The following is a 23145-nucleotide window of genomic DNA, read 5'->3' as shown; positions in this document are numbered from 1 at the left end:
GCCGCGCAGGGAGCCTGCCCCGGATGACCGCCGGAGCGGGTCACGGGCGGCGCGGCGGCCCCCGCGTCGCCGGCCGGTCAGCCGGTGCCCCGGGCGCCTCGTGCGACGCAGGACCGCGCTCGGCCGAAGCCCGCCAGCGGAAGCGGGGCACGCTCGACAACGCGGTCTCCAGGACGTTGGAACCGATGCCTTGCCCAATACGAGGCCGGGTGCAGGACGCGTAAGTCTGCCGGGGACAGAGGCCGGGATCGCGGGAGAACAACCCGTGCAGCCGGACACCTCCGATCGGGGTCGAGGCAGGTGGAGAAGCCGCGACGCGACACCGGGCCGGGCCGGCGGGACACCGCCCTCCGACCCGCGGGACGCCGGGGAACCGGTCTCCGTACGCACATCACACAGGGTTCCGCGGCGTCCCGCGTCTCCCTCTTCCGGCCACACCTCCGGCGTCATCGACGCGCGGGGCCGAACCCGCGTGGGGCCTCCGGGGAGGGGGCTCCGGCGCGGCGGCCTCTGGGGATAGCCCGGAAAAGCCGTGCGGATCGGGCCGGACGGCGCCCGCGCGGCCGGTCCCCCCTTTCCCCGCGACCGCTTTTCCGGGACAAGCGTCAACCCATGAACATCCTTCTGATCGGCTCCGGCGGCCGCGAGCACGCCCTCGCCTACGCCCTGGCCAAGAGCCCGCTCTGCGCCCGCCTGTTCGCGGCACCGGGCAATCCCGGGACGGCGCGCCACGGCGAGAACCGTCCGGATCTCGACGTCGCCGACCACGCGGCGGTCCGTGCGTTCTGCGAGGCCGAGCGCGTCGGCCTCGTGGTGGTGGGCCCCGAGGCGCCGCTGGTGGCGGGCCTCGTGGACGACCTCGCGGCGGCGGGCATCCGCACCTTCGGGCCGACCCGGGCCGCGGCCCAGCTCGAGGGCTCGAAGGGCTTCACCAAGGATCTGTGCGCCGAGTACGGCATCCCGACCGCAGCCTTCGCGCGCTTCGACGCCCTCGACCCGGCGCTCGACTACGTCCGCAGCCAGGGCGCGCCCATCGTGGTGAAGGCCGACGGGCTCGCCGCCGGCAAGGGCGTCACCGTGGCCGAGACCCTCGACCAGGCGGAAGGTGCGCTGCGCGCCCTCTTCGCCGAGCCCGGCGCCGCCGTCGTGGTGGAGGAATGCCTGTTCGGCGAGGAGGCGAGCTTCTTCGCCCTCTGCGACGGCACCCGGGCGATACCCTGCGGCACCGCGCAGGACCACAAGCGCGTCTTCGACGGCGACCGCGGCCCGAACACGGGCGGCATGGGCGCCTACTCGCCGGCCGCGATCCTCACGCCCGCGCTCGAGGCGGAGGTGATGGCGCGCATCATCGCGCCGACGCTGGCGGGCATGCGGGCGCGGGGCACGCCCTTCACCGGCATCCTCTACGCCGGCCTGATGCTGACCGACGACGGCCCGAAGCTGATCGAGTACAACACCCGCTTCGGCGACCCCGAGGCGCAGGTGCTGATGCCGCGCCTCAGCTCCGACCTCGTGCCGGCCCTGCTCTCGGCCTGCGAGGGCGACCTCACCGGCGTCGCGCTCGAGTTCGATCCCCAGCGGGCGGCCCTGACCGTGGTGATGGCGGCGGCCGGCTATCCCGGCGCGGTGGTGCGCGGCTCCCTGATCCGCGGGCTCGATGCGGCCGAGGCCGACGGGGCGCTGGTGTTCCAGGCCGGCACCCGCCAGGACGGCGAGCGCCTGCTCGCGGACGGGGGCCGGGTGCTCGCCGTGACGGCGCTCGGCGACAGCGTGAAGGAGGCGCAGGCGCGCGCCTACGCGGCGGTCGCCCGCATCGACTGGCCGGAGGGCTTCTGCCGCCGCGACATCGGCTACCGGGCGGTCGCCCGCGAGCTGCTGGAGGGCTGAGTCCCGGGGATCCCGAAGGGTGTCACACCCTTCGGCGGGGCCGGGGGCCGAGCCCCGGTCAGCGCATCCGCAGCGCGTAGAGCGTGATCGCGGCGGCGTTCGAGACGTTGAGGCTGCGGATCTGCCCCGTGAAGGGGATGCGGGCGAGCACGTCGCAGCAGGCGCGCGTGCGCTCGCGCAGGCCCTTGCCCTCGGCGCCGAGCACGATCACGGCGGGCCGCGCCGGGGTGATGGTGTCGAGATCGACCGCGGCCTCGGAATCGAGCCCGATCCGGGTGAAGCCGCGCTCGCCGAGCTCGATCAGGGCCTCGGCGAGGTTGCGCACGGTGACGAAGGGGACGTGCTCCAGACCGCCCGAGGCGGATTTGGCGAGCACCCCCGTGGCGCCGGGCGCGTGCCGGGCGGTGGTGACGATCCCGGTGACGCCGAAGGCCGCGGCGGTGCGCACGATCGCCCCGACATTGTGCGGGTCGGTGATCTGGTCCAGCGCCAGCAGCAGGGCGTCGTCCGGCAGCTCGTCGAGCCCGGGGGCGGGGAGGGGCTCGGCCTCCAGATAGAGGCCCTGGTGCACGGCGTCGGGCCCGAGGAGCGCGTTGATGTCGTGGGGCCGCACGAGCTCCGGGGTGATCCGCAGGGGACCGAGCTCGGCCGTGAGGCGCGCGGCGGCGTTCTCGGTGGCCAGCAGCCGGTGCAGCCGGCGCCCGGCGTTACCGAGCGCCTGCACAACGGGATGCCAGCCGTACAGCACGCCGACGCCCTCCGCCCCGGCGGGCCGGGACGGACGGGCCGGCCGCCGCCCCTGGCCGGGCCGCGGGCCCCGGGGGCGGGCGGGCTTGTCGTCGCGCCGGGTGGTCATCGATCCGAGCCTCGTCCAAAACGGTGTCGCCCGCGACAAACCGGCCGCGGCCGCTCCCGTCAAGCCGCAAACGAGCCGTTGCCCTCCGGGACGCACCCGCTTATAGAGGCCGCGGCCCAGTGCCAGCGCCCTTCGTCTATCGGTTAGGACGTCAGCCTTTCACGCTGAAGAGGCGGGTTCGACTCCCGCAGGGCGCGCCACATGGCTGGGACACAAAATACACGAACAGGCCCAACGGCTTACGCGCGCGTTCGTCGCCGCGAGCCCCAGCGAAGCGCCCAGTTTCAGCCCCAAAGAAGTCAGCCGACTGGGATGCCCATCCGCATGTTTTTGGCACAGACTTTTTGGCGCCCCCTCGCCTACGCTTGGGCGCGATTTGCCCGCGGTGGGGTTGCCTGAGGCTCGTGGGGGCTGGTTAGCGCCGCTCTCCGCCACTTCGAGCAAGCGCTTAAAACGGCTGCGACGTCCGGGGAGTCGTCCATCCGGCGGATGATGCGATCACACACAAGCCGATCCTCTGCCTCGACTTCGATGGCGCGATCCACTCCTGCGCATCGGGCTGGGAGGGCGCCCACGTGATCCCCGACCCGCCCGTGGGGGGACGACAGGATTCTTGTGCGAGGCCGTCGAGCGCTTCCAGGTCGCGATCGACTTCAACCGCTCGGAGAAGCCGTACGGGATCCGGGCTATGCAGAACTGGGTGGGCAAGCGCCTCACAGAGCACACTCAGAGCCATGAGGAGGCCTTCCCGGTCTACAAGCTCCTCCAGTGGCCGATCGAGAAGCCGCCGGCTCTGGTGACGATCGATGACCGCGCCATCACCGTCACCGGCACGTGGCCGAGTCTCGACGCGATCGCAGCAGTCCAATCCTGGAACACGAAGCCGCCAGGGAGAGCCGAGTCGCAAATGCAAACCGCCTGACACCCTCCTTCGGAGTTAGGATGTCAGGCGGCCGCTCAACCGGGCGCTGGGGTTTGATATGCGCTTAGTCGATAGGTAGATGAAATCAAAATTGAGATTGTCAGGCAATCGTCTCTTTAGTATGAGGTCGGCTAGTCAAATTTTGACAAAAATGCGGCAGTATGTCAAATTATAACAATAGCGACGCATGAATTCGTACATAATTAGATGGCGCAGAGCCTGGCACATGCCAGACCAGCCCCACTTGAGGGCGAAGCAAACCGCCGAGACTTCCAAATGAGAGACCCCAAACCGGGTGCCGAAGGTGAACCTTCTGCGTATTGAAGGGCCCGACCCGCCTATCTACCCGCCGCGCTACAGTCACCAGCAGGTGGTAGCGTGGGCCACCTCGGGTCTGACCGACAGGCCCGTCCTGCCCGAGCTCGGTCCCGCCCCTTCGATCAACGCATGCGGTGCATGGTCGAGCGGGCAATTCCGGACCGGGAGCATCATGAGCAGTTCAAGGCGTGGTGCCGGTCGCAGATGGATGAGGGGGCTTTCCGGGAGACCTGCCGGCTTCGGGGCTGGAACCGGACGACCGCCCAGCGTCACGTCGATCATATGATCCTACCTGATCGAAAGCCGCTTGGATCAGATGATGCCGAACCGCCAGATAGCCGCGGCGAAAAGACACGGCTGATAGGACGCAACTCTACGTAAGCAGAAGCGCCCTCAATTTCTTTGGAACTGAAATAGTTCCTCAACAGTATGAGGCGGGTCGCCACCTCCTGCACTCGGCAGCGTGCCTGGAAGTACAGAGTGACGACATGGGCAAAGCACTCGGGGCAAACTCAACATGGCCACGGTTCAGGGAACGCAAGGAGCTGACACCCTTGCCGGCAGCGCGGGCGACGACGTTCTTTACGGCAATCTCGGGGACGATCTGATATCCGGCAATGAGGGAAACGACACCATCTTCGGTGAACCGGGCAACGATAGCCTCTACGGCGGCGGAGAAAACGACCTTGTCTACGGCAATTTCGGAGAGGATTTTCTCTCCGGTGATGCTGGAAACGACACCCAATTTGGGGGGCAGGGCAACGACCGCCTGTTAGGTGGAGACGGCAACGACGTTAGTTACGGCAACTTGGGAGACGATCAGCTCTCCGGCGGCACCGGAAACGACACCCAATATGGCGGGCAGGGCAATGACTTCCTCTTGGGTGGGGAGGGCGACGACGTCCTTCACGGGAACTTAGGTGAAGATCTCCTCTTCGGTGAAGCTGGGAACGACGTCCTTTTTGGCGAGCTCGGCAACGATACACTCTACGGAGGCGAAGGAAATGACCTTGCCTATGGCAATCTTGGAGAGGATTTACTCTCTGGCGATGCGGGAGACGACACCCAATTCGGCGGCCAAGGCAATGATCGTCTATTGGGCGGCGTCGGAAACGACGTTATCTACGGCAACTTCGGGGAGGATCTACTCTCGGGCGACGCTGGGAACGATACCCAATTCGGCGGGCAAGGCAATGACCGGCTGTTAGGCGGAGAGGGTGACGACATACTTCATGGCAATGTGGGCGAAGATATTATCTACGGCAACGAACGTAACGATGCTCTGTTTGGAGACCAGGGGAACGATAGTCTCTTCGGAGGCCAGGGTAACGACACGCTGGTCGGCGGTACAGGCGAGGACCTCCTGATGGGCGGGCTCGGCGCGGATCTCTACCGCTTCGACCCGAACTCCGGGCGCGACCTGATCCTGGGTTTCAATCAAGCTGAGGGCGACCACATCGCGCTGGCCGGACAGACCTACACAGTCTCCTCGGCTCAGAACGGCGATGCGCTGCTGACGCTCTCGGGAGGCGGCGTCGTCGACCTAGCCGGCGTCCAGGCGGATCAGGTCAACGCCAGCTACTTCGTGGCTTGATGCCTCGAGGCTGGCGACGACATGCAGTCGCCAGCCTGACACTCTCGATTCCCCAGAAGGCGGGGTTGAGTCTGCGTGTTTACCTCCGCGGCGGCTCAGCCGGCCACCGGCCGCACTTTCAGCCAGCACAAAGGCTGATGGAGTGGGTCGGTCTGGCCTGTTGTCCGGCTCGGGTATTCACAAGGGATCGGCTGAAGTAATGGAAGTTCGCACTGACCCATCAGCTAAGGCAAGCCATGAGCGGCTTCCCGAGACGATGAGTACGGGACTGAGCAGTTGCCAGTATAAATCCCAGCTGAGTGAGCTGAGAGCCCGAGCACGCAGGATTGGTATCGGCATCTCGAAAATCGGAACAGGGGCGGGAGCAAGATTATTCCTATACTACTTAGAATTCGGCCTGCCCGTCAAAGGAAAATGCTCCGATGGACTCAATATCACTTCGGCATCGAAACTCATAAATATAGCCGAGAAAGTTAGAAATCCGGATTACAGGCACAAGCGGAGAGGAAAAATCAGAGCGGCAACGGAGGCCGCCGGAAATTCCCAGCATGGCTAGGAGCGTCGCTTCTTGAGATCGGGGGGCGAGTGAAATTGTGACGTCGGCTTTCCTACGGTGGCCGCTTACAAGCGGCCCCGCGGAAATCTACCCGACGCGGTCGTCGGTCACTGCCGCATCAACAGCCTGGAAGCGGACCTTCCCTGGGCCGGCACTGAGTCGGACGCGGCGGTTCGGCGCGTGCTGATCCCAGATCGGCTCGTGGCGCACCTGAGACCCACAAGCTGGGCTGCTGCAGCGTCCGCTTCAGAGAAGCCACGAGCGGTAGCCGAGTGACCAAGAAGAACGGCAAGCACGCAAGAATTGCAGACTGTCCTAAATCATATCGTATCATATCCACGTTATCGGTATTTGTGTCCTCATTCCCGCTGTCGCGCCGCGACACCTCCAAGCTTGGGTGCGGGTGAATCGGCCATCTCGATCCCGACGTCACCGAGTCCGCGGAACTCTCCAACAAGCTCGGCCTTGATGATGGAGCAGCGGCGTCCTTTCCCTGCTGAGCCTCAGCCTTCAGAACCCTTCACGGTGACGCGGTCATCGACGTGCGCGGCCGTAGGACGGCCCTGCTTTCCATGGACAGGTGAGTGGCGAGCCTTAGACCGCCTGCCCACCTCGACCTGGCATCTGGTCGGCCGGCGACCGCCCGGCTCTTCAGTAAAAGCGGCGCGCCTGTACGCGCCTCGACCTTAGTGAATTCTGCTCAACCTCCCGACAAACTGGGCTCATCGCCGCAGATGCATCTTCGCGATCGGACCCGAGTTAAGACACCGTCACGAAACACGAGGATCTGGCCCACCACCGGCGGAGAACGGGCGTCGACACGCGTCCTGCCGTCCATCCTTGCCCCGCGCCAATTCTTGAAATGGGTTGAATTCACATGACATCTCAACGCCCACTCGCCCTTGTCACAGGTGGTTCCTCGGGCATCGGCTTCGAGCTCGCCAAGCAATTCGCTCAGAACGGCTTCGACGTCGCCATCTCCGGCTCCAGCGGCAAGGTGCATGACGCTGCGGCCGCCCTGCGCGACCTCGGTGCGGAGGCGTACGCCCACAAGGCCGACGCCGCGACCTACGAGGGCGTCGAGGGCTTCTGGACCTTCGTCACGAGCCTCGGCCGGCCGGTCGAGGCCGCAGCACTCAATGTCGGCATCGGCATCGGTGGCGCCTTCGTCGACAACGACCTGGAGGACGAGTTCCGCCTCATCGCCATCAACGTCACCGGAACCGTGCACCTCGCCAAGCGCGTCGTGCAGCACATGGTCCCGAACAAGCGGGGCCGCATTCTGATCACCTCCTCGGTTTCGGCCACCCTGCCGACCCCGTACGAGACGGTGTACGGTCCCTCGAAGGCGTTCGGCTTCATGTTCGCGGAGGCCCTGCGCGAGGAACTGCGCGACACCGGCGTGACGGTCACCGCGCTGCTGCCGGGCGCCACCGACAGCGAGTTCCACAAGAACGCTGGTATGGCCAACAGCGCCATCGGCGACATGAAGAAGAACGACAAGACCCTAGTCGCCCGGCAGGGCTTCGAGGCGCTCATGAACGACGTTGACCACGTCGTCGGCGGCGACGAGGACACCAAGCAGCAGGTCGTCAAGAACCGCACCACGCCCGAGCCGGAGAAGGCCGCCCGCCACGCCAGGATGACCAAGCTTCGGGGCTGAGAGGCGTCGCAGTGAGCTACCTCCCGGACCCGGTGACGGTCGTCGCCGGCGCGTCCTCCGGGATCGGCGCCGCCAAGCAGCATCGGTGAGGCGTCCGCTCCGATGGGACGCGGGCGCGGATCAAGGTCGTTCCGATCACGGTGGCGCTGGTGCTCCTCGTCCACCTCGGTGAGCCTCCGAGGGGCATCCCCTGTGACGGGACCGCGACGCAGTTCACCAGACGCAACGGATCACCGCAGGATCGCAAGCCTCGATGACGCGAATGCATCCCTTCAACCGCGTGCTCGCGGCGACAGCCTCGCTTGCGGCCCTCACCCTCGCCGCGGACGCCCAAAACCTGTCGCCGGCCGCCGAGGGGTTCACCTTGATCCCTGAAAAGCCGTCGTCGGTATTCGTGGACGCGACGGCGACGCACGTCCCGGCGGGGCCGGTCCTGCACGTGACCGACTCGGTCTTCGTGGACGTCGACCACGACGGCGACCTCGATGTCGTGGTCTCCCTCGAACGCGGCATCAACCGCCTCTACCTCAACGATGGGAAGGGCCGGCTGACGCACAAGCCCGGGGCCTTCGGTACCGTGCAGCATGACAGCGAGCACGTTCGGGCCGCCGACTTCAACGGCGACGGCAATATCGACGTCGTGTTCGTCGCCGAGGAGGACGAGGCGCACCAGCTGTTCCTGGGCGACGGACGCGGCGGGTTCACGGATGCCAGCGACCGCCTGCCGGCGACGAGCCAGGGCAACGCGCTCGCCGTCGGCGACGTCGATGGCGACGGACGTCCCGACATCGTGATCGGGAGTACGGGCGAAGTCGGCCAAGCGGCCGGCGACCCGGTCCGGCCGGCGCACAACCTCCTGTTCCTCAATGATCCGCGCCGCCCCGGGCATTTCATCGACGCGGGCCGGACCCATCTGCCCCAGGGGAACGACCAGGCGGAGGGCATCGCCCTCGCCGACATGGACGGGGACGGCGACCTCGACATGGTCGTGGCGAGCCCCCACCACGCGAACCGCCTTCTGATCAACGACGGATCCGGCCATTTCAGCGACGCGTCGGACCGCCTGGACCTGCGCGTCCCGCTGGAGACGCGCGACGTCAAGGTCGTCGACGTGAACGGCGATGGCCGCAAGGACATCGTGTTCTTCAACCTGACGAGCAACAACGGCGGCTGGGTGAAGGACCCGCAGACGCGGCTGCTCATCGACGACGGCACCGGCCGCTACCGCGACGAGACCGAGGCGCGCCTGCCCGCGCACCGGTTCTCGAGCTGGGCCGGCACGGTCGTCGACTTCAACGGCGATGGGGCGCCGGACCTTCTGGTCGGCGCGATCCAGGTGCCCGGGTTCGTCCCCCTGCAACTGCGCGCCTGGCAGAACGACGGACAGGGCCGCTTCCGGGACGTCACCCTGGACGTGGTGCCCGGCATCACCGTCGGCCGTAGCTGGAACATGGGCCAGGGCGACCTCGACGGGGACGGGAAGCCCGACATCCTGATCGGCGGATGGGGGACGCAAGCGCGCCTGCTGCTCACCGATGTGGCGGCCTACCGGGCCTCGCTGCCGCCCGCCGAGCGTCCCGGCCCCCGGCCGCGATGAGGGCCGAGGCCGTCAGCCCGGCGTCCCGGCCGAGCGCGGCGCGGTCGAGGCCCGAGACCGATGTCCTGCAACGATCTGAACGGAGGAGCGACATGCGCGAGACCTGGGACGCCGTCGAGATCGAATGGGGCTCCGCCGAGGTCGAGCCCGGCATCCGCATCCACCACGGGGTGGCCGGGACGGGCGAGCGCACGGTGCTGCTCGTTCACGGCTATCCGGAGACGGCCTATGCCTGGCGCCGGGTGGTTCCCCGGCTCGTCGCGGCGGGGCTGCGCGTCGTGCTGCCCGATTATCGTGGCGCAGGCGGCTCCACGAAGCCGCCCGGCGGCTACGACAAGCACAGCATGGCCGGCGACCTGCACGCGCTTCTCTACGACCATCTCGGGCTCACCGGGCCGGTGACGGTCGTCGGGCACGACATCGGGATGATGGTAGCCTACGCCTTCGCCCGCCGGTTTCCGGCCCGGACCGAACGCCTCGTGGTGATGGAGGCGCCCCTGCCCGGCACCGCCGCCTACGAGGAGAGCCTGCGCAACACCGACCGGCTCTGGCACTTCCAGTTCCACCGGGCGCCCGACCTGCCCGAACTCCTCACCGCCGGGCGCGAGCAGCTCTACCTGGAGCGCTTCTATCAGGATCTCGCCTTCGACACGGAGGCCATCGGCCTGGACGCGGTCGCCCGCTATGTGCGCGCCTTCTCGCGTCCCGGCGCCATGCGGGCAGGCTTCGAGGTCTACCGCGCCTTCCCGCTCGATGCCGAGCGCAACCGCGCCGACCTCGACCGGGACGGGAAGCTGAAGCGCCCCGTGCTGGCGCTCTCCGGCGCGCACAGCGCCTTCGCGCCCATGACCGAGGGCATGATGCGGGAGGTCGCCGACGACGTGACCTTCCGGACCATCGACCGGGCCAACCACTGGGTGCCGGAGGAGAATCCCGAGGCGCTCGCCGCCGCCATCACGGCATTCCTGTAACGCATCGGACGTCGCACCCATGAAGCCCAGCCTGATTCTCGCCGCCCTGCTCACCGGGACGACGCTCGTTCATGCCGCCGAGGGCGCCAAGGCGGAGGGGCCGAAGACCGAACAGCAGCCCCGCCCGTGGGCGGAGCGCCCGCCGGTCGATCCCACCCTCCTGGTCGAGCAGGCGAGCCGGGAGCCCTTCACCGAGCCGAACGACCTCCCCCTCTTCCCCGGCCTGCCGCCCACGGCGCCGGTGCAGCGTCAGCCGACGCCGCGCGAGGTGCCGCCCGAGGGACAGATCCTGGAGGGGCGCCCGGCGGTGAACCCCACCCAGCAGCCGGCTTTCCCCGGGCAGACCCGCGCCGCCGCGGTGCGCACCGCGACGCCCATCGAGGAGCGGGTCGTCGCCCGGGGGCTCTCCCATCCCTGGTCGCTCGCCTTCCTGCCGGACGGGCGCATGCTCGTCACGGAGAAGAGCGGAACCCTGCGGATCGTCACCCAGCGGGGCGAGGTCTCCGCGCCCGTCGGCAACGTGCCGCCGGTGCTGTTTGCCGGCGATTGCGGGCTGCTCGCGGTGCTCGTCGATCCGGATTTCGCCACCAACCGGCTGATCTACCTGTCCTTCGTCGGCTACCGGCCCAAGGGGCACGCGCTGATGGTCGTCAGAGGCCGCCTGTCCGACGACGACGGGGCCATCGAAGGGATCACCCAGCTCCTGACCCTGCCGGCGCACACGGGCATCAACCACTACGCGGGCGGCATGGTCATCGGCCATGACGGCAAGCTCTATCTCGGCACCTCCGAGTGGATTTCGGACGAGACGCGCATCGCCGCGCAGTTGCCGGCCTCGCCGATGGGCAAGATCCTGCGCATCAACCGCGACGGGTCGATCCCGTCCGACAACCCCTACGTCAACGTCAGCGGGGCCGAGCCGCGGGTCTGGTCGATCGGCCACCGCGACCCGGAGGGCCTCACGCTCGACCCGAAGACCGGCGGCCTCTGGATCAGCGACCACGGACCGCAAGGCGGCGACGAGATCGATCGCGTCGAGCCCGGCCACAATTACGGCTGGCCCCTGGTGGCCTACGGCAAGCGCTACGACGGCGGCCTGCTCGGCGGCGGCCGCACCCAGTTCCCCGGCACCGAACAGCCGGCCTATTACTGGGACCCTGCCATCGCCCCGGCCGGCATCACGTTCTACACGGGCGACCGCGTGCCGGAATGGCAGGGCAATCTCTTCGTGTCCGCCCTCGGCGGCCGGCATCTCGCGCGTCTCGTCATGGCGGACGGCAAGGTGACCGGCGAGGAACGCCTGCTGCTCTCCCACAACCAGCGCGTCCGCGACGTCAAGCAGGCTCCCGACGGAACCCTCTGGGTTCTCACCGACGACGCCGACGGGCGGCTGATCCGGCTGGCACCCCGCGGTTGACGGCGGCACGGAACGGCCATCCCTCCGCAGGGGACGGATCGTGGCGGGATGGGGTGGGTTCGGCCCAGCCGTCCTCAGGCGGAGCGCAGCACGATGCGCGTCAGCTCCGACGGTCTCCCCGGTCGCAGGGCGAAAACGAGGCAGAGCCTACCCGTCGAACGTTGCTCTCGATGCGGGGGAGCGGTGAGATCATCTCATTCTTCAATTTCATGCGCTGACCAGATGACCGGCCGTCGCGAAGCATCCGATGAAAGAGGCTCACCGGTCCGTTCAACCAGTTTGCTGCAGCCATCACGTCGGACGGCGGTTCTAGGCAGGACCGCGGAGGCGCTCCGCGATGCGGAACCTGGACGAAGACGATGGAAAAACAGTCGAAGCGCGTCGCCGTGACAGGTGGGCACGGGAAGGTCGGCAAGACGCTGGTCCCGTATCTGGCGGATAAAGATTACGAGGTCTTCGTCATCGATCGCGACGCGCCCTCCGACCCGAACGAGCTGGCGATGGTCGCCGACCTGACCGATTTCGGCCAGGCGCTCGACGCGCTGTCGTCGACCGGAGAGGACACCTATGCCCGGGCGGAGCCCAAGGCGTTCGACGTCGTAGTGCACCTCGCCAGCATCCCGCACCCGCGCATGCTGCCGGACAGCGAGGAGTTCCGGGTCAACATGATGACGACCTACAACGTCTTCGAGGCGGCCCGTCGGCTCGGGATCAAGGACGTCGTCTGGGCGGCCAGCGAGGTCGGCACCGGTGTGCCGTTCGACCGGACCGACGTGCCCTACGTCCCGGTGGACGAAGACTACCCGATGCGCGGCTACAACGTGTACGCGCTGACCAAAGTGCTGGGCGAGGAGATGGCGCGCCAGTTCTGCCTGAACGACCCGGACATGCGGATCACCTGCCTGCGGCTGTCGAACGTGATGGACCCGGAAGAGTACGCTCGATTCGAGGGTTGGCAGGACGATCCGACCCGGCGCCTCTGGAACATGTGGACGTACATCGACAACCGCGACGCCGCCCAGGCCATCGAGTGCGCGATCCGGTACGACGTGCGCGGCAAGGACGCGTTCTTCGTCACCAACGATGAGACGGTGATGCGCACGCCGACGGCAGACCTCCTCGATCGCTACTACCCGCAGGCGGAGCGGCGCAAGACGTTCACCGGCAACGAGGTGATCCTCTCCAACGAGCGGACCAAGCGCGTGCTCGGGTTCAAGCCGGCCCATCGGTGGACAGACGGTCGCTGAACGGCGGCAGGAGCGAGCGGCCCGAGCGGTCGAACTCCTGGGCGCGGCCGCCGGTTAGGCTGCCGCGCCACGATGGCCACTGGCGGGGGAAGCCTATCGCGATGATCGTCGGCTGCCTGTCGCCGCTGCCCGCGGAACTGCTCCCTCCCTGGCTTTGTCAGCAACGGCGTCGTGGATGAGTTCGATGCGGGCATCGAACCTCTGGAACTCGTCGGACTCTTCGAATATCCGCGCTCTCAAACCTCAGGCTTCGACGGTTGGCGGCTGCCGGGGGCTGGCTCGGCGACCATTCCGGTCTCTCGTGTTCCCCAGTGCCTCCGAATCGCCTCGGCAAGGAGCCTCAATCCGGTCGGCACCTGGCGACGTCCGGAGTAGTAGAGGAAGAAGCCCGGCCCGGGCGAGCACCAGTCGTCGAGCACCGTTTCAAGCCGGCCCTGGGCGAGGTTATCGGCGACCCGAGCCTCCAGGCAGTAGAACAGGCCGAGACCGGCCAGGACGGCCTCGACGGACCCCTCGGTCTCGTTGGTGACCATCGCTCCCGGCACGTCGAGTGCCCGATCCTCGCCATCCTTGTCGAACTCCCAGTGATAGATATGGCCGGTACCCAGGCGGATGCGGATGCAGGAATGCTGCATCAGGTCCTCGGGTATCCTCGGCCGCCCGCGCGCCTGCAGGTAACCGGGCGAGCCGACCACCACCCAGCGCAGGTCCGGCGTGAGGCGCTGCGCGATCATCTCCTCGGGCACGGTGCCACCGTAGCGGATACCCGCATCGAAGCCCGAGGCGACAACGTCGATGACGGCGTCGTTGACGTCGACCTCCACCTCCAGGCCGGGGTACTCCAGCAGGAGCCGCGGGAGGACGGGGTCGATCAGGAGGCGGGCGGCGTCGCGCGGGACGCTGAGGCGGACCCGGCCGGCAGGGCTCTCGCGGAATCGGTTGAGACCGTCTAGGGCGTCGCCGATCTGCTTGAAGCTTTGGTCGAGCTCCTCGAACAGGGCCATACCCGCGGCGGTCGGCACAACCGAGCGGCTCGTCCGGTTCAGGAGACGGACCCCGAGCCGGGTCTCCAGGCCTTTCATGGTGTGGCTGAGCGCCGAGGCCGTCAGGCCGAGTTCGGCCGCCGATCGGCGGAAGCTGCGGTTCCGCGCGATGGTCATGAAGACGTTGAGGTCGGACAGGTCGGACTTGTTGAACGCCACGCGCGATGCTCTCCGCCTGACCGGAAGCACTTGGCCTCCGGGCTGCCCGGGCATCAACGTTCGTCCGAGCTCACCCTTCCATGAGCTGTGCACAACGGTGGCGTGGGCTCGGCTTCAGGGGCGAGCCAGGGCTTCCATCAAGCGGGAGAACGCCGCGCGCCATGCGGGATGCCAGCACGAGATGACCGACCGGTTCTCGATCATGTCGTCGGCCGACCACAGCTACGCGCCCCCATCAGCAGATGAAGGAGGAACTCGGCCTCGACCACTTCGAGTGGCCGGTCCTGGACGAGGCCGCATCGCCACGTACCGATGACGATGATGGCCTGCGCCTCCCTGCAGTCCCGCCGCCTCGAAGCGGCGGGGCGGACAAGGAGGACGCCGCTGCCCCGTCGCTGCCACCCTTGTAACGCCGCGCTCGGTCGGCCGCCCTGATAGCGACCTGAAGGCGTGTTAGCGCGTCAGAGTACCGGCCTCGGCGACGATGCGCGGGGCCGTCGGAGCCGTCGGAGCCGCAATGGTCAGGTTCGGCGTCGTGGTCAGCTCGGAAGCCGGCCGGACAGCGGCCGTGACGCGAGCCTGCTCACGGTAGAGCGGGGGCGTCAGGTCGATGCGGTCTTCAGCCATCGCCGAGCCGGCAGCGGCAGCAGAGGCGAGAACGGCAAGAGCGAGACGCTGAATGGTGCGCATGGTTTGTCTCCGTCGTGGTCGACCCGGAGGGGCAACCGATGCGGATATTGAACCACGATTTTGTGCGGTGCGGTCTGCAAATTGCGCAGCGCACCATAGTGCACGCGGCCGCATGCCATGACAGGTATATTGCAATCTCCCAGGGAGATTCGACCGAGCGCCAGTAATAGAGCTATGCGTGCAGTACCTGAATAGATTTTCTTGCGCCCATCTCAAAATTTATTATCGTGCGCGATAGTGCAGAACCACCCGAACTTTTCTGCCGAGGTATCGGTCACGACCCGCTCGCGATCCGGCGCTCGGCAAAGGGCGAAATTCTGCGGCCCAGGCTCAGCCTGCCGCAAAGCTCTCACCGGCCCGCCACCGCGGACGCGCCGAGCCTGCCGAATGCGAGGCGGAGGTCGGCGTCGCGTCGAGGGCAAGATCTCAAGCCGAACAGCCCACACACCGACGCGAGACACGGCACGACATACTGTGTTCGGCGCACGTTTTCCGCCGACCGAGTGTCGATCGATGGCGGGCAGGCCGATTGCGGCCAACCGACAGGCAACATCGGAGGAACCGGCACGTTGGCCGGGATGCGCTGGATGATCGCCCTGATGCTCGTGCTGCTCCGCTTCGGCCCCGATGTCTTTGTGGCGGCCAGCGCAGCAGCCGCACCGTCACCCGGATCGGCCGAACCGGCTGCGCCCAAGTGGCTCGTCAGCCCGCCCGCGGGCGTGGTCCTGCGATAGGCCGACACCTGCACCCGGCTGTCGGAAGCCGCGAACCGGCACCGAGGGGCGCTGACCGGCCCGCGTCATTGCCAGCATCGATGCAGCGTATCGCTCACATCCGTTTGAACGATGGTGCACCGCACATAATCTCCCGCAACAGGTCACCGATCCTGAGAATAGAGAGAAAGCAGCACCATCACCGTCCATACCTTCGTTCTTGCCGCCCTCGCGGCGACCACCGTCCTCGGCGCTGCAACAGCGGACGAGCGCATCGATCTTAAGCCGACGCTCTATCGTGAGCAGGCCCGCACCACCGCTTCCGTGCGTCCGACTGCCGAGCAGACCACGACCCCGCGCTTGGAGCCCGCGGCCCCGGCCACTCCGCGGGTCGTCGCCGGGGCAAGCGCCCGCTGAAGGTCTCCGCATCGCCCCGGAAGGCTCGCCCCTGAGGACAGGGGCGAGCCTCACCCGCGGCGTGCCTCACGCGACCACGCGGTCCACGGCGTCACGGGCACGGTGCTACGGCCGATCAAGAAAGCTCAGGAGGGCCTTGGTCACGGCATCGGTGCGCGTGACACTGTGGGCGTGGCCGCCATCGGGCATGAGGTCGAGCCGTCCGTTCGGCAAGCCCGCGGCGAGCCGCTCCGACGCGGTGAAGGGTACCAGCACATCGTCGCGCGCGGCCATCAGCAGCGTCTCGTGGGGGATCGCGCCGAGGTGACCCGTCAGGTCGAAGGCCTCCAGGGCGGCGATGCGCGCCAGCACCGTGTCGGCACCGGGGAAGTGCGCCAGCGCCTGCGCTTCATCCGCCGCGAGGCGGTCCGCGTTGGTCGAGATCCAGGGGGCCGGATACAGGAAGATCGCCTGCGCCCGAACGAAGGCCTCGGGACCGGCCTGCGTCAGCAGCGCCTTGCGGGCCGCGAAGCAGCGCCGGGTCGCCGGGTCCATCACGTCCCAGCCGTTGATGACGACGATGCGCCCGACCCGCTCTGGGCAGGCGAGCGCGAGTTGCAGGGCGATCAACCCGCCTAGCGCGTGCCCGACGATATCGGCCGTCCCGATCTCGAGCCGGTCGAGGAGGGCGCGCACGTCCTCGGCCATGGCCGGAATGTCGTGGCCGGGCTCCAGCGGTCCGGCCGAACGGCCGGTCCCGCGATGATCGTAGGCGACGACCCGGAAGCGCTCGGCGAGCGCCGGCATCTGCGGCGTGAAGTAGCCCGCCGATCCGCCGAGCCCCGGCGAGAGCAGGACGGTCCGGCCCTCGGCCCGGCCGTGAATCTCGTGATGGACCTGCGCGATCATCCGCTCAGGCAGCCCCTCAGCCGGCCTTGCCGAGATGCGCCACCGAGGCGATCTCGACCAGCGCCTCGGGCTTCACCAGCCCGCACTGGATGCAGTAGCGCGCCGGCTTCTCGCCCGGAAAGTAGGCCGCGTAGACCGCGTTGATCGCGGCGTAATCGGCCCAGTCCTTGAGGAAGATGTGGTTGAAGGTGACGTCGTCCATGGTGCCGCCCGCGGCCTCGACGACGCCCTTGATCGTCTCCAGCACGTGGCGGGTCTGCGCCCCGGCATCGCCCACATGCACGACGTTGGCCTCGGCATCGAGCGGCAGGGTGCCCGAGACGTAGAGCACGCCGTCGGCCAGCGTTCCGGGCACGTAGGGGGCGAGCGGCTTGCCGGTGCCGGGCGGAATCACGACGGTCTTGGGCATGGTCTCACGTTTCCCTGTTCAGGCCCGTTCGGCCGCGCGGCTCGGTTCCGCTGCGAGCGCCGCCGTCAGGGCCGCGACGTCGGAGACCCAGCCGAAGAACGTCTCGATGTTGCGGAGCGCGCCCTCCTGCAGGCTCGGCGGCCCGGCCTGGTGCGTGGCGTCGGCGAGCACGACGCCGAAATACTCGCGGTGGTAGCCGTCGCGCAGGGTCGATTCCACGCACACATTGGTGGCGATGCCGGTGAAGATCAGGGTGCGGATGCCGCGCGCCCTGAGCATGCTGTCGAGGGGGGTGTTGTAGAAGCCGCTGTAGCGGGGCTTGGGCAGGACGATGTCGCCCGGCTCCGGCCTCAGCGCGTCGACCAGTTCGTAATCCCAGCTGCCCCTGGCGAGCAGCCGCTGGTTCATCTCGGGGCGCCGACGCATGGTCTTGAGCGCGTTCGACTTGTGCCAGTTCGGCGAGCCCGGGCCGCCGGCCTCGACGTAGTCGGCGTCCCAGCCGTTCTGGAACCAGATCACGCGGATGCCCGCCGCCCGGGCGGCGGCGACGGCCTGGGCGATCCGCGCGATGACCGGGCCGGTCGCCGAGACGTCGAAGCCGGCGAGATCGAGATAGCCGCCCGCGCTCGCGTAGGCGTTCTGCATGTCCACGACGATGAGCGCGCTCGTCGCCGGATCGAGCGCGATCGGCTCGGGCCGCGCGGCCAGAACCACGCTGCCGCAGCGGCCCGCCGGGTCGCGATACCCGGCCGGTGTCGCGTCTCCCATCACGCCACCTGCGCCATCGGTGCGCTGGCCGCGACGTGTCGGCGCGTCTCCATCAGCGGCTGGATCCGCTGCCCGAACGCGTCGAGCCCTTCGAGGAAGTCGTCGAAGACGAGGAGCACGCCGCCGGTGCCCGGCACCGTCATGACCGCGTCGAGGTGCCGGGCGACGGTGGCGTAGGAGCCGACCAGCGTACCCATGTTGATGTTCACCGCCGAGGTCGGATCGGCCATCTGGCGCACGTTGGTGTCGGCGCCGGACTTCGTGTCGGCCGAGCCCTGCAGGCCGAGCCAGGCGATCGCCTCGGCGTCGGCGCCGGCCTTGTAGTGCTCCCACTTGGCCTGGGCCGCCTCGTCCGTCTCGGCGGAGATGATCATGAAGAGCACGTAGGACGAGACCGCGCGGCCGGTCTTCGCCCGCGCCTCTTCCAGCCGCGCCACGGTCGGCGCGAAGGCGGTCGGGGTGTTGACGCCCTTGCCGAAGCAGAAATTGTAGTCCGCGTAGGCGGCGGAGAAGGCCATGCCGGCGCCGCTCTGGCCGGCGCAGATTAGCTTCATCGGCGCCTGCGGGCGCGGGCTCAGGCGGCAATCGTCCATCTGGAAGAACGCGCTCTTGCGATCGCTGCGGCCGGTCTCCCAGAGGTCGCGCAGGATCTGCGCGTACTCGGACAGGTACTCGTAGCGGCGGGCGAAATAGTCATCCCCGGGCCAGAGGCCCATCTGCGAGTATTCCGGCTTCTGCCAGCCGGTGATCAGGTTGAGGCCGAAGCGGCCGTTCGAGATCGAGTCGATGGTGGACGCCATCCGGGCGACGATCGCGGGCGGCAGGCACAGGGTCGGCGCGGTCGCGTAGAGCTTGATCCGGCTGGTGACGGCGGCGAGCCCCGACATCAGCGTGAAGGATTCGAGGTTGTGGTCCCAGAACTCGGTCTTGCCGCCGAAGCCGCGCAGCTTGATCATCGAGAGGGCGAAATCGAGCCCGTACCCTTCCGCCTTCAGCGTCACCTGCTTGTTCAGCGCGAAGCTCGGCATGTATTGCGGCGCGTTCTCCGAGAGAAGCCAGCCGTTGTTTCCGATCGGGATGAAGACGCCGATCTCCATAGGCTCGGTCATAGTCACCTCGCGCACCGCAGGAGCCGTCCGAAGACTTGCCCCATCGGGCAAGGTTGGCCAATCGAGCCGGATGGTCAAACGTCAAATCGCGGCGCCCGGCCGTTTGCACAAACTCTCCGCGGGCTGCCCAAGGGGTGGGCGGGGCCTGCCCGCGCGGGCGGCGATCACCCGAGCCGCAGCCCGCGCCGGGCCCTGCGCCGCTGCAGGTACAGGCTCGCGCCGAGCGCCGCACCGATCACCGCAAGCGACAGGCCGGTGGTGAGCGTGCCGAGCGCGTAGATCTCCGGCGTCGTCACGGTGGTCGTCAGGCCCTGCAGTTCCAACGGCAGGGTGTTGCGGCCGCCGATGGCCTGGCTCGTGCGGGCGAGTTCGTCGAAGGACAGGGTGAAGCCGAAGAGCGCGACGCCGACGAGCGAGGGCCCGAGGATCGGCACGACCACGTGGCGCAGGGTCTGGGGGCCGGTGGCGCCGAGGTCGCGCGCCGCCTCCTCGTAGGCCGGGTCGAACCGGTTGAAGACCGCGAACATGATGAGCAGCCCGAAGGGCAGCGTCCAGGTGAGGTGGGCCCCGAGCGCCGAGGTGTAGAGCCCCATCAGGGTGCCGTGCTCCTGCAGCCAGCCCCAGCCGGTCTCGGCGGCCGCCCATTTCACGGCGTCGTCGAGGAGCCGGAATTCCAGCCCGATGCCGAGCGACACGACGATGGAGGGCACGATCAGGCTCGCCACCGCGACCGTGAACAGGGCGCCCTCGCCGACGAAGCGCTTGCGGAAGGCGAGGCCCGCGAAGAACGCGATCCCCACGGTGAGCACCATCACGACGAGACCGAGGCGGAGCGAGCGCCAGAGCGCGCCCCAGATGTCGACGATGCCGGAGCCCGCCCAGAGCTTGCCGAACCAGTGCGTCGAGACCCCGTTCATCGGGAAGGTCAGGCCGCCCTGCGGGCCCTGGAAGCTGAGGACCAGGATGGTCAGCGTCGGCCCGTACAGGAAGGCGACGAACAGGGCGAAGAAGGCCGCGAGCGCGTAGAAGGCGGGGGAGCGGGGCCGGTCGCTCATGACGCTCACAGCTCCTTGCGCAGGTCGATGAGCCGCGTCATCGCGACGATCATCAGCATCACGGCGCCGAGCAGCACCACCGCGTTGGCGGCCGCCGCCGGAAGCTGGAGCGCCGACATCTGCACCTGGATGATCTTGCCGACCGAGGCGATCTGCTGGCCGCCCATGACGCCGACGGTGACGAAATCCCCCATCACCAGGGTGATCACGAAGATCGACCCGATGGCGATTCCGGGCTTGGCGAGCGGGATCACCACGTTCCACAGGGTCTGCCAGCCGCTGGCGCCGGCATCGTAGGCCGCCTCGAGCAGCGCGCGGTCGATGCGCGCCATGCTGTTGAAGATCGGCACGATCATGAAGACCGTGTTGAGGTGCACGAAGGCCAGCACCACCGAGAAGTCGGAGTAGAGCAGACCCTCGATGGGCCGCGCGATCAGCCCCAGCCCCATGAGCGTGTCGTTGACGAGACCGTTGCGGCCGAGCAGCGGGATCCACGAGATCATGCGGATCACGTTCGAGGTCCAGAACGGGATCGTGCAGACGAGGAAGAGCGCCATCTGCACGTTACGCGAGCGGACGTGGAAGGCGACGAAATACGCCACCGTGAAGCCGATCAGCAGCGTGAAAAGCCAGGTGAGGGCGCAGAACTTCAGCGTCGAGAGATAGGTGCGCAGGGTCGTGCAGGCGTTCTGCACGTCGAGGCAGCCCTCGAACACGTCGCGGTAGTTCTGCACCGTGAAGGACGGGATGATCTCGTACTCGTTGTACTCCCAAAAGCTGACCATGAGGGTCAGCAGGAGCGGCACGAGGAAGAAGACCGCGAAGACGAGCGCCATCGGCGCCGCCTGGAGATAGGCCAGGGCCCGCCGGCGGCGGGTCTTCGCGGTGAGGCTCGCGGCAGCGGCGGGCACGGTGGGCGCGTCCGCGAGAGCGGGGAGGGCGGCCTCCGTCACGGCGCCGCCCCCACGGGACAAGGCAGGTCCCTCACGCCGCGATGAACTCGTTCCACTTGCGGACCATGTAGGTGTTCTCGTCCATCACGGCGTTCCAGCAGGCGACGCCGCCCATGCGCGTCTCGAAGGAGCCGCCGTCGCGGGTGGCGCCGGCCTTCTCCAGCACGCTCCCGTCCGGCCCCTTGATGTCCTTCTCGGCGGGCTTGCCCTCCATCCAGTAGGCCCACTCGTAGGGCTCCATCTGCGCCTTGGCGGTCTCCAGCACCGCCGAGTAGTAGCCCTGGCGGTTGAGGTAGGCGCCGGCCCAGCCGGAGAGGAACCAGTTGATGAAGTCGTAGGCCGCGTCGAGCTTGCGGCCCGTCAGGGTCTTGGGCAGGCCGAAGCCCGACGCCCAGGCCCGGTAGCCCTCCTTGAGCGGCTGGTAGGTGCAGGCCACGCCCTGCGCGCGGACCTTGGTGACGGCGGGCGACCACATGGACTGGATCACGGTCTCGCCGGACGCCATCAGGTTCACGGACTCGTTGAAATCCTGCCAGAAGGCGCGGAACTGGCCGGCGCGCTTGGCCTCGATCAGCACCTTGATGGTGCGATCGATCTCGGCCTTCGTCATGTTGCCCTTGTCGGGGTAGGTGTAGTCGCCGGTCGCCTCGATCACCATGGCGGCATCCATGATGCCGATGGAGGGGATGTTGAGGATCGAGGCCTTGCCCTTGAACTCGGGGTTGAGCAGTTCCCGCCAGCTCGTGACCGGCCGCTTGATCAGGTCCGGGCGGATGCCGAGGGTGTCGGCGTTGTAGGTGGTCGGGATCAGGGTGATCCACTCGGTGGCCGAGCCGGCAAAGTTTTTCGAATTTTGTCCCTCAAGATAGAAGACCTTCTTGGGCGCCGTGCCCTGGTCGCCGATCTTCTTGCCGGCGACCTCGCCCCGGGTGAAGACCGGGGTGATGTTGTCGGTCTGCTTGATCCGGCGGGCGTCCATGCCCTGGATGTTGCCCGAGGGGATGAGCTTCTTGAGGCTGAAGTACTCGGTATCGACGAGGTCGAAGGAGTTCGGCTGCGTCACCACGCGCTTGGTCACCTCGTCGGTGACGACCGGGATGTACTCGATGGTGATCCCGAGATCCTCCTTCACCTTCCGGGCGATGTCGCCGGACTGGTTCACGGCGGTGCCGAGATAGCGCAGGGTCACGGGCTCGGCGGCGATCACGTTGGGAAAGCCGGTGATCGGTCCGGCACCGAGCGTCAGCCCGGCGGCACCCGCTCCCCGGAGCAGGGTGCGGCGGCTGAGCTTGATCGTGGTCGTCATACGGGGGCCTCGACGCAGGTGGAGTGAACGGATCAGGCGCTCAGGCGATGAGCGGCGGCGGCGTCCCAGCCCAACGGCACGGTCTGGCCGAGCGCCAGCGGCCGGTCCGCGTAGGCGCCGTCGCCGATGATCGCCGTGAGCGCGGCCGGCTCCCGGCCGCCGAGGCCGTCCGCCTCGAGGCCGACATGCACGCTGGTGCCCTGGTACTCGATGGACACGACCCGGGCCGGCACCGCCTCGGCGCCCGCCTCCGGGCCGAGGCGCATCCGGTCGGCGCGCACGGCGATCTCGCTGGCGTCGGGCAGCCGGATCACGTTGTGGCCGCCGATGAAGCGGGCGACGAAGGCGGTGGCGGGCCGCTCGAACACCGTGCGCGGGTCGGCCGCCTGCTCGATGCGGCCGCCATTCATCACCACCACGAGGTCGGAGAGCGCCATCGCCTCCTCCTGGCTGTGGGTGACGTGGATGAAGGTGAGGCCGAGCTCGGCCTGGATCCGCTTCAGCTCGGTCCGCATCCGCACCCGCAGGAACGGGTCGAGGGCCGAGAGCGGCTCGTCGAGGAGCAGGACCTTGGGGCCGGTGACGAGGGCGCGGGCGAGCGCCACGC

20 protein-coding genes, 1 tRNA gene and 1 pseudogene are annotated in these 23145 nt (G+C 68.1%); 11 read left to right on the top strand and 11 right to left on the bottom strand.

Annotated elements, in window-relative coordinates:
* Positions 1-612 precede the first annotated feature (612 nt).
* A complete protein-coding gene (purD, locus tag MFF54_RS26290; RefSeq protein WP_238307138.1) occupies positions 613-1887 on the top strand; it encodes a phosphoribosylamine--glycine ligase in 1275 nt (424 codons plus the stop codon).
* A gap of 58 nt (positions 1888-1945) precedes the next feature.
* On the opposite strand, the gene rlmB is transcribed toward purD, so the two are convergent.
* Positions 1946-2743 (bottom strand): 23S rRNA (guanosine(2251)-2'-O)-methyltransferase RlmB, encoded by a 798-nt coding sequence (gene rlmB / locus MFF54_RS26285; RefSeq protein ID WP_238307137.1) that lies wholly within the window; start codon positions 2741-2743, stop codon positions 1946-1948.
* Positions 2744-2868: 125 nt separating this feature from the next.
* Here rlmB and MFF54_RS26280 point away from each other — a divergent pair.
* From MFF54_RS26280 to MFF54_RS26245, 8 genes are all read left to right on the top strand, one after another.
* Positions 2869-2943, top strand: a tRNA-Glu gene (locus MFF54_RS26280).
* Between the two features lie 413 nt (positions 2944-3356).
* Positions 3357-3665: a hypothetical protein gene (locus MFF54_RS26275; protein ID WP_238307136.1), complete on the top strand. Its 309-nt coding sequence runs from the start codon at positions 3357-3359 to the stop codon at positions 3663-3665.
* An 835-nt stretch (positions 3666-4500) separates the two neighbouring features.
* Positions 4501-5577, top strand: a complete 1077-nt coding sequence (locus MFF54_RS26270; protein ID WP_238307135.1) for a calcium-binding protein — start codon at positions 4501-4503, stop codon at positions 5575-5577.
* Between the two features lie 1433 nt (positions 5578-7010).
* Positions 7011-7796 carry an SDR family NAD(P)-dependent oxidoreductase gene (locus MFF54_RS26265; RefSeq protein WP_238307134.1) on the top strand — a complete coding sequence of 262 codons (786 nt, stop codon included), beginning with the start codon at positions 7011-7013 and terminating at the stop codon, positions 7794-7796.
* Positions 7797-8049: 253 nt separating this feature from the next.
* Positions 8050-9393, top strand: a complete 1344-nt coding sequence (locus MFF54_RS26260) for an FG-GAP repeat domain-containing protein (protein WP_238307133.1) — start codon at positions 8050-8052, stop codon at positions 9391-9393.
* A gap of 92 nt (positions 9394-9485) precedes the next feature.
* The gene (locus MFF54_RS26255; protein WP_238307132.1) at positions 9486-10364 is read left to right on the top strand and encodes an alpha/beta fold hydrolase; all 879 of its coding nucleotides are present in this window, start codon (positions 9486-9488) and stop codon (positions 10362-10364) included.
* Positions 10365-10383: 19 nt separating this feature from the next.
* Positions 10384-11781 carry a PQQ-dependent sugar dehydrogenase gene (locus MFF54_RS26250; RefSeq protein ID WP_238307131.1) on the top strand — a complete coding sequence of 466 codons (1398 nt, stop codon included), beginning with the start codon at positions 10384-10386 and terminating at the stop codon, positions 11779-11781.
* Between the two features lie 359 nt (positions 11782-12140).
* Entirely contained in the window at positions 12141-13028 is an 888-nt protein-coding gene (locus MFF54_RS26245) for an NAD-dependent epimerase/dehydratase family protein (protein ID WP_238307130.1), read from the top strand.
* 236 nt (positions 13029-13264) lie between these two features.
* Here the strand turns inward: MFF54_RS26245 and MFF54_RS26240 are convergent, their stop codons facing one another.
* The gene (locus MFF54_RS26240; RefSeq protein ID WP_238307129.1) at positions 13265-14230 is read right to left on the bottom strand and encodes a LysR family transcriptional regulator; all 966 of its coding nucleotides are present in this window, start codon (positions 14228-14230) and stop codon (positions 13265-13267) included.
* A 233-nt stretch (positions 14231-14463) separates the two neighbouring features.
* Between MFF54_RS26240 and MFF54_RS26235 the strand changes: the two are divergent.
* Positions 14464-14665: pseudogene (locus MFF54_RS26235) on the top strand (IS701 family transposase); the annotation flags it as partial.
* 18 nt (positions 14666-14683) lie between these two features.
* Here the strand turns inward: MFF54_RS26235 and MFF54_RS26230 are convergent.
* Positions 14684-14920 carry a hypothetical protein gene (locus MFF54_RS26230; protein ID WP_238307128.1) on the bottom strand — a complete coding sequence of 79 codons (237 nt, stop codon included), beginning with the start codon at positions 14918-14920 and terminating at the stop codon, positions 14684-14686.
* A gap of 587 nt (positions 14921-15507) precedes the next feature.
* Here MFF54_RS26230 and MFF54_RS26225 point away from each other — a divergent pair.
* On the top strand, positions 15508-15654 hold the full coding sequence (locus MFF54_RS26225; RefSeq protein WP_238307127.1) for a hypothetical protein: 147 nt from the start codon (positions 15508-15510) through the stop codon (positions 15652-15654).
* A gap of 501 nt (positions 15655-16155) precedes the next feature.
* Here the strand turns inward: MFF54_RS26225 and rutD are convergent.
* The 8 genes from rutD to MFF54_RS26180 all read right to left on the bottom strand — a co-directional run.
* Positions 16156-16938: a pyrimidine utilization protein D gene (gene rutD, locus MFF54_RS26215; protein ID WP_238307126.1), complete on the bottom strand. Its 783-nt coding sequence runs from the start codon at positions 16936-16938 to the stop codon at positions 16156-16158.
* A 16-nt stretch (positions 16939-16954) separates the two neighbouring features.
* Positions 16955-17347 (bottom strand): pyrimidine utilization protein C, encoded by a 393-nt coding sequence (rutC, locus tag MFF54_RS26210; RefSeq protein ID WP_238307125.1) that lies wholly within the window; start codon positions 17345-17347, stop codon positions 16955-16957.
* Positions 17348-17365: 18 nt separating this feature from the next.
* The gene (gene rutB, locus MFF54_RS26205; protein WP_238307124.1) at positions 17366-18115 is read right to left on the bottom strand and encodes a pyrimidine utilization protein B; all 750 of its coding nucleotides are present in this window, start codon (positions 18113-18115) and stop codon (positions 17366-17368) included.
* Positions 18115-19212 (bottom strand): pyrimidine utilization protein A, encoded by a 1098-nt coding sequence (rutA, locus tag MFF54_RS26200; protein ID WP_238307140.1) that lies wholly within the window; start codon positions 19210-19212, stop codon positions 18115-18117. The genes rutB and rutA overlap by 1 nt, the downstream gene beginning before the upstream one ends.
* Positions 19213-19388: 176 nt before the next feature.
* On the bottom strand, positions 19389-20279 hold the full coding sequence (locus MFF54_RS26195) for an ABC transporter permease (RefSeq protein WP_238307123.1): 891 nt from the start codon (positions 20277-20279) through the stop codon (positions 19389-19391).
* A 5-nt stretch (positions 20280-20284) separates the two neighbouring features.
* Positions 20285-21232, bottom strand: a complete 948-nt coding sequence (locus MFF54_RS26190) for an ABC transporter permease (RefSeq protein ID WP_370880191.1) — start codon at positions 21230-21232, stop codon at positions 20285-20287.
* A 31-nt stretch (positions 21233-21263) separates the two neighbouring features.
* Positions 21264-22538: an ABC transporter substrate-binding protein gene (locus MFF54_RS26185; protein ID WP_238307122.1), complete on the bottom strand. Its 1275-nt coding sequence runs from the start codon at positions 22536-22538 to the stop codon at positions 21264-21266.
* A gap of 32 nt (positions 22539-22570) precedes the next feature.
* On the bottom strand, positions 22571-23145 hold a 575-nt coding region (locus tag MFF54_RS26180; protein WP_238307121.1), incomplete at its 5' end, for an ABC transporter ATP-binding protein.

It is taken from the genome of Methylobacterium gregans (assembly GCF_022179245.1).
GTDB lineage: Bacteria > Pseudomonadota > Alphaproteobacteria > Rhizobiales > Beijerinckiaceae > Methylobacterium > Methylobacterium gregans.
Note: the sequence above shows the minus strand (reverse complement) of the source record. Positions and strands in the feature narration are given on the sequence as shown.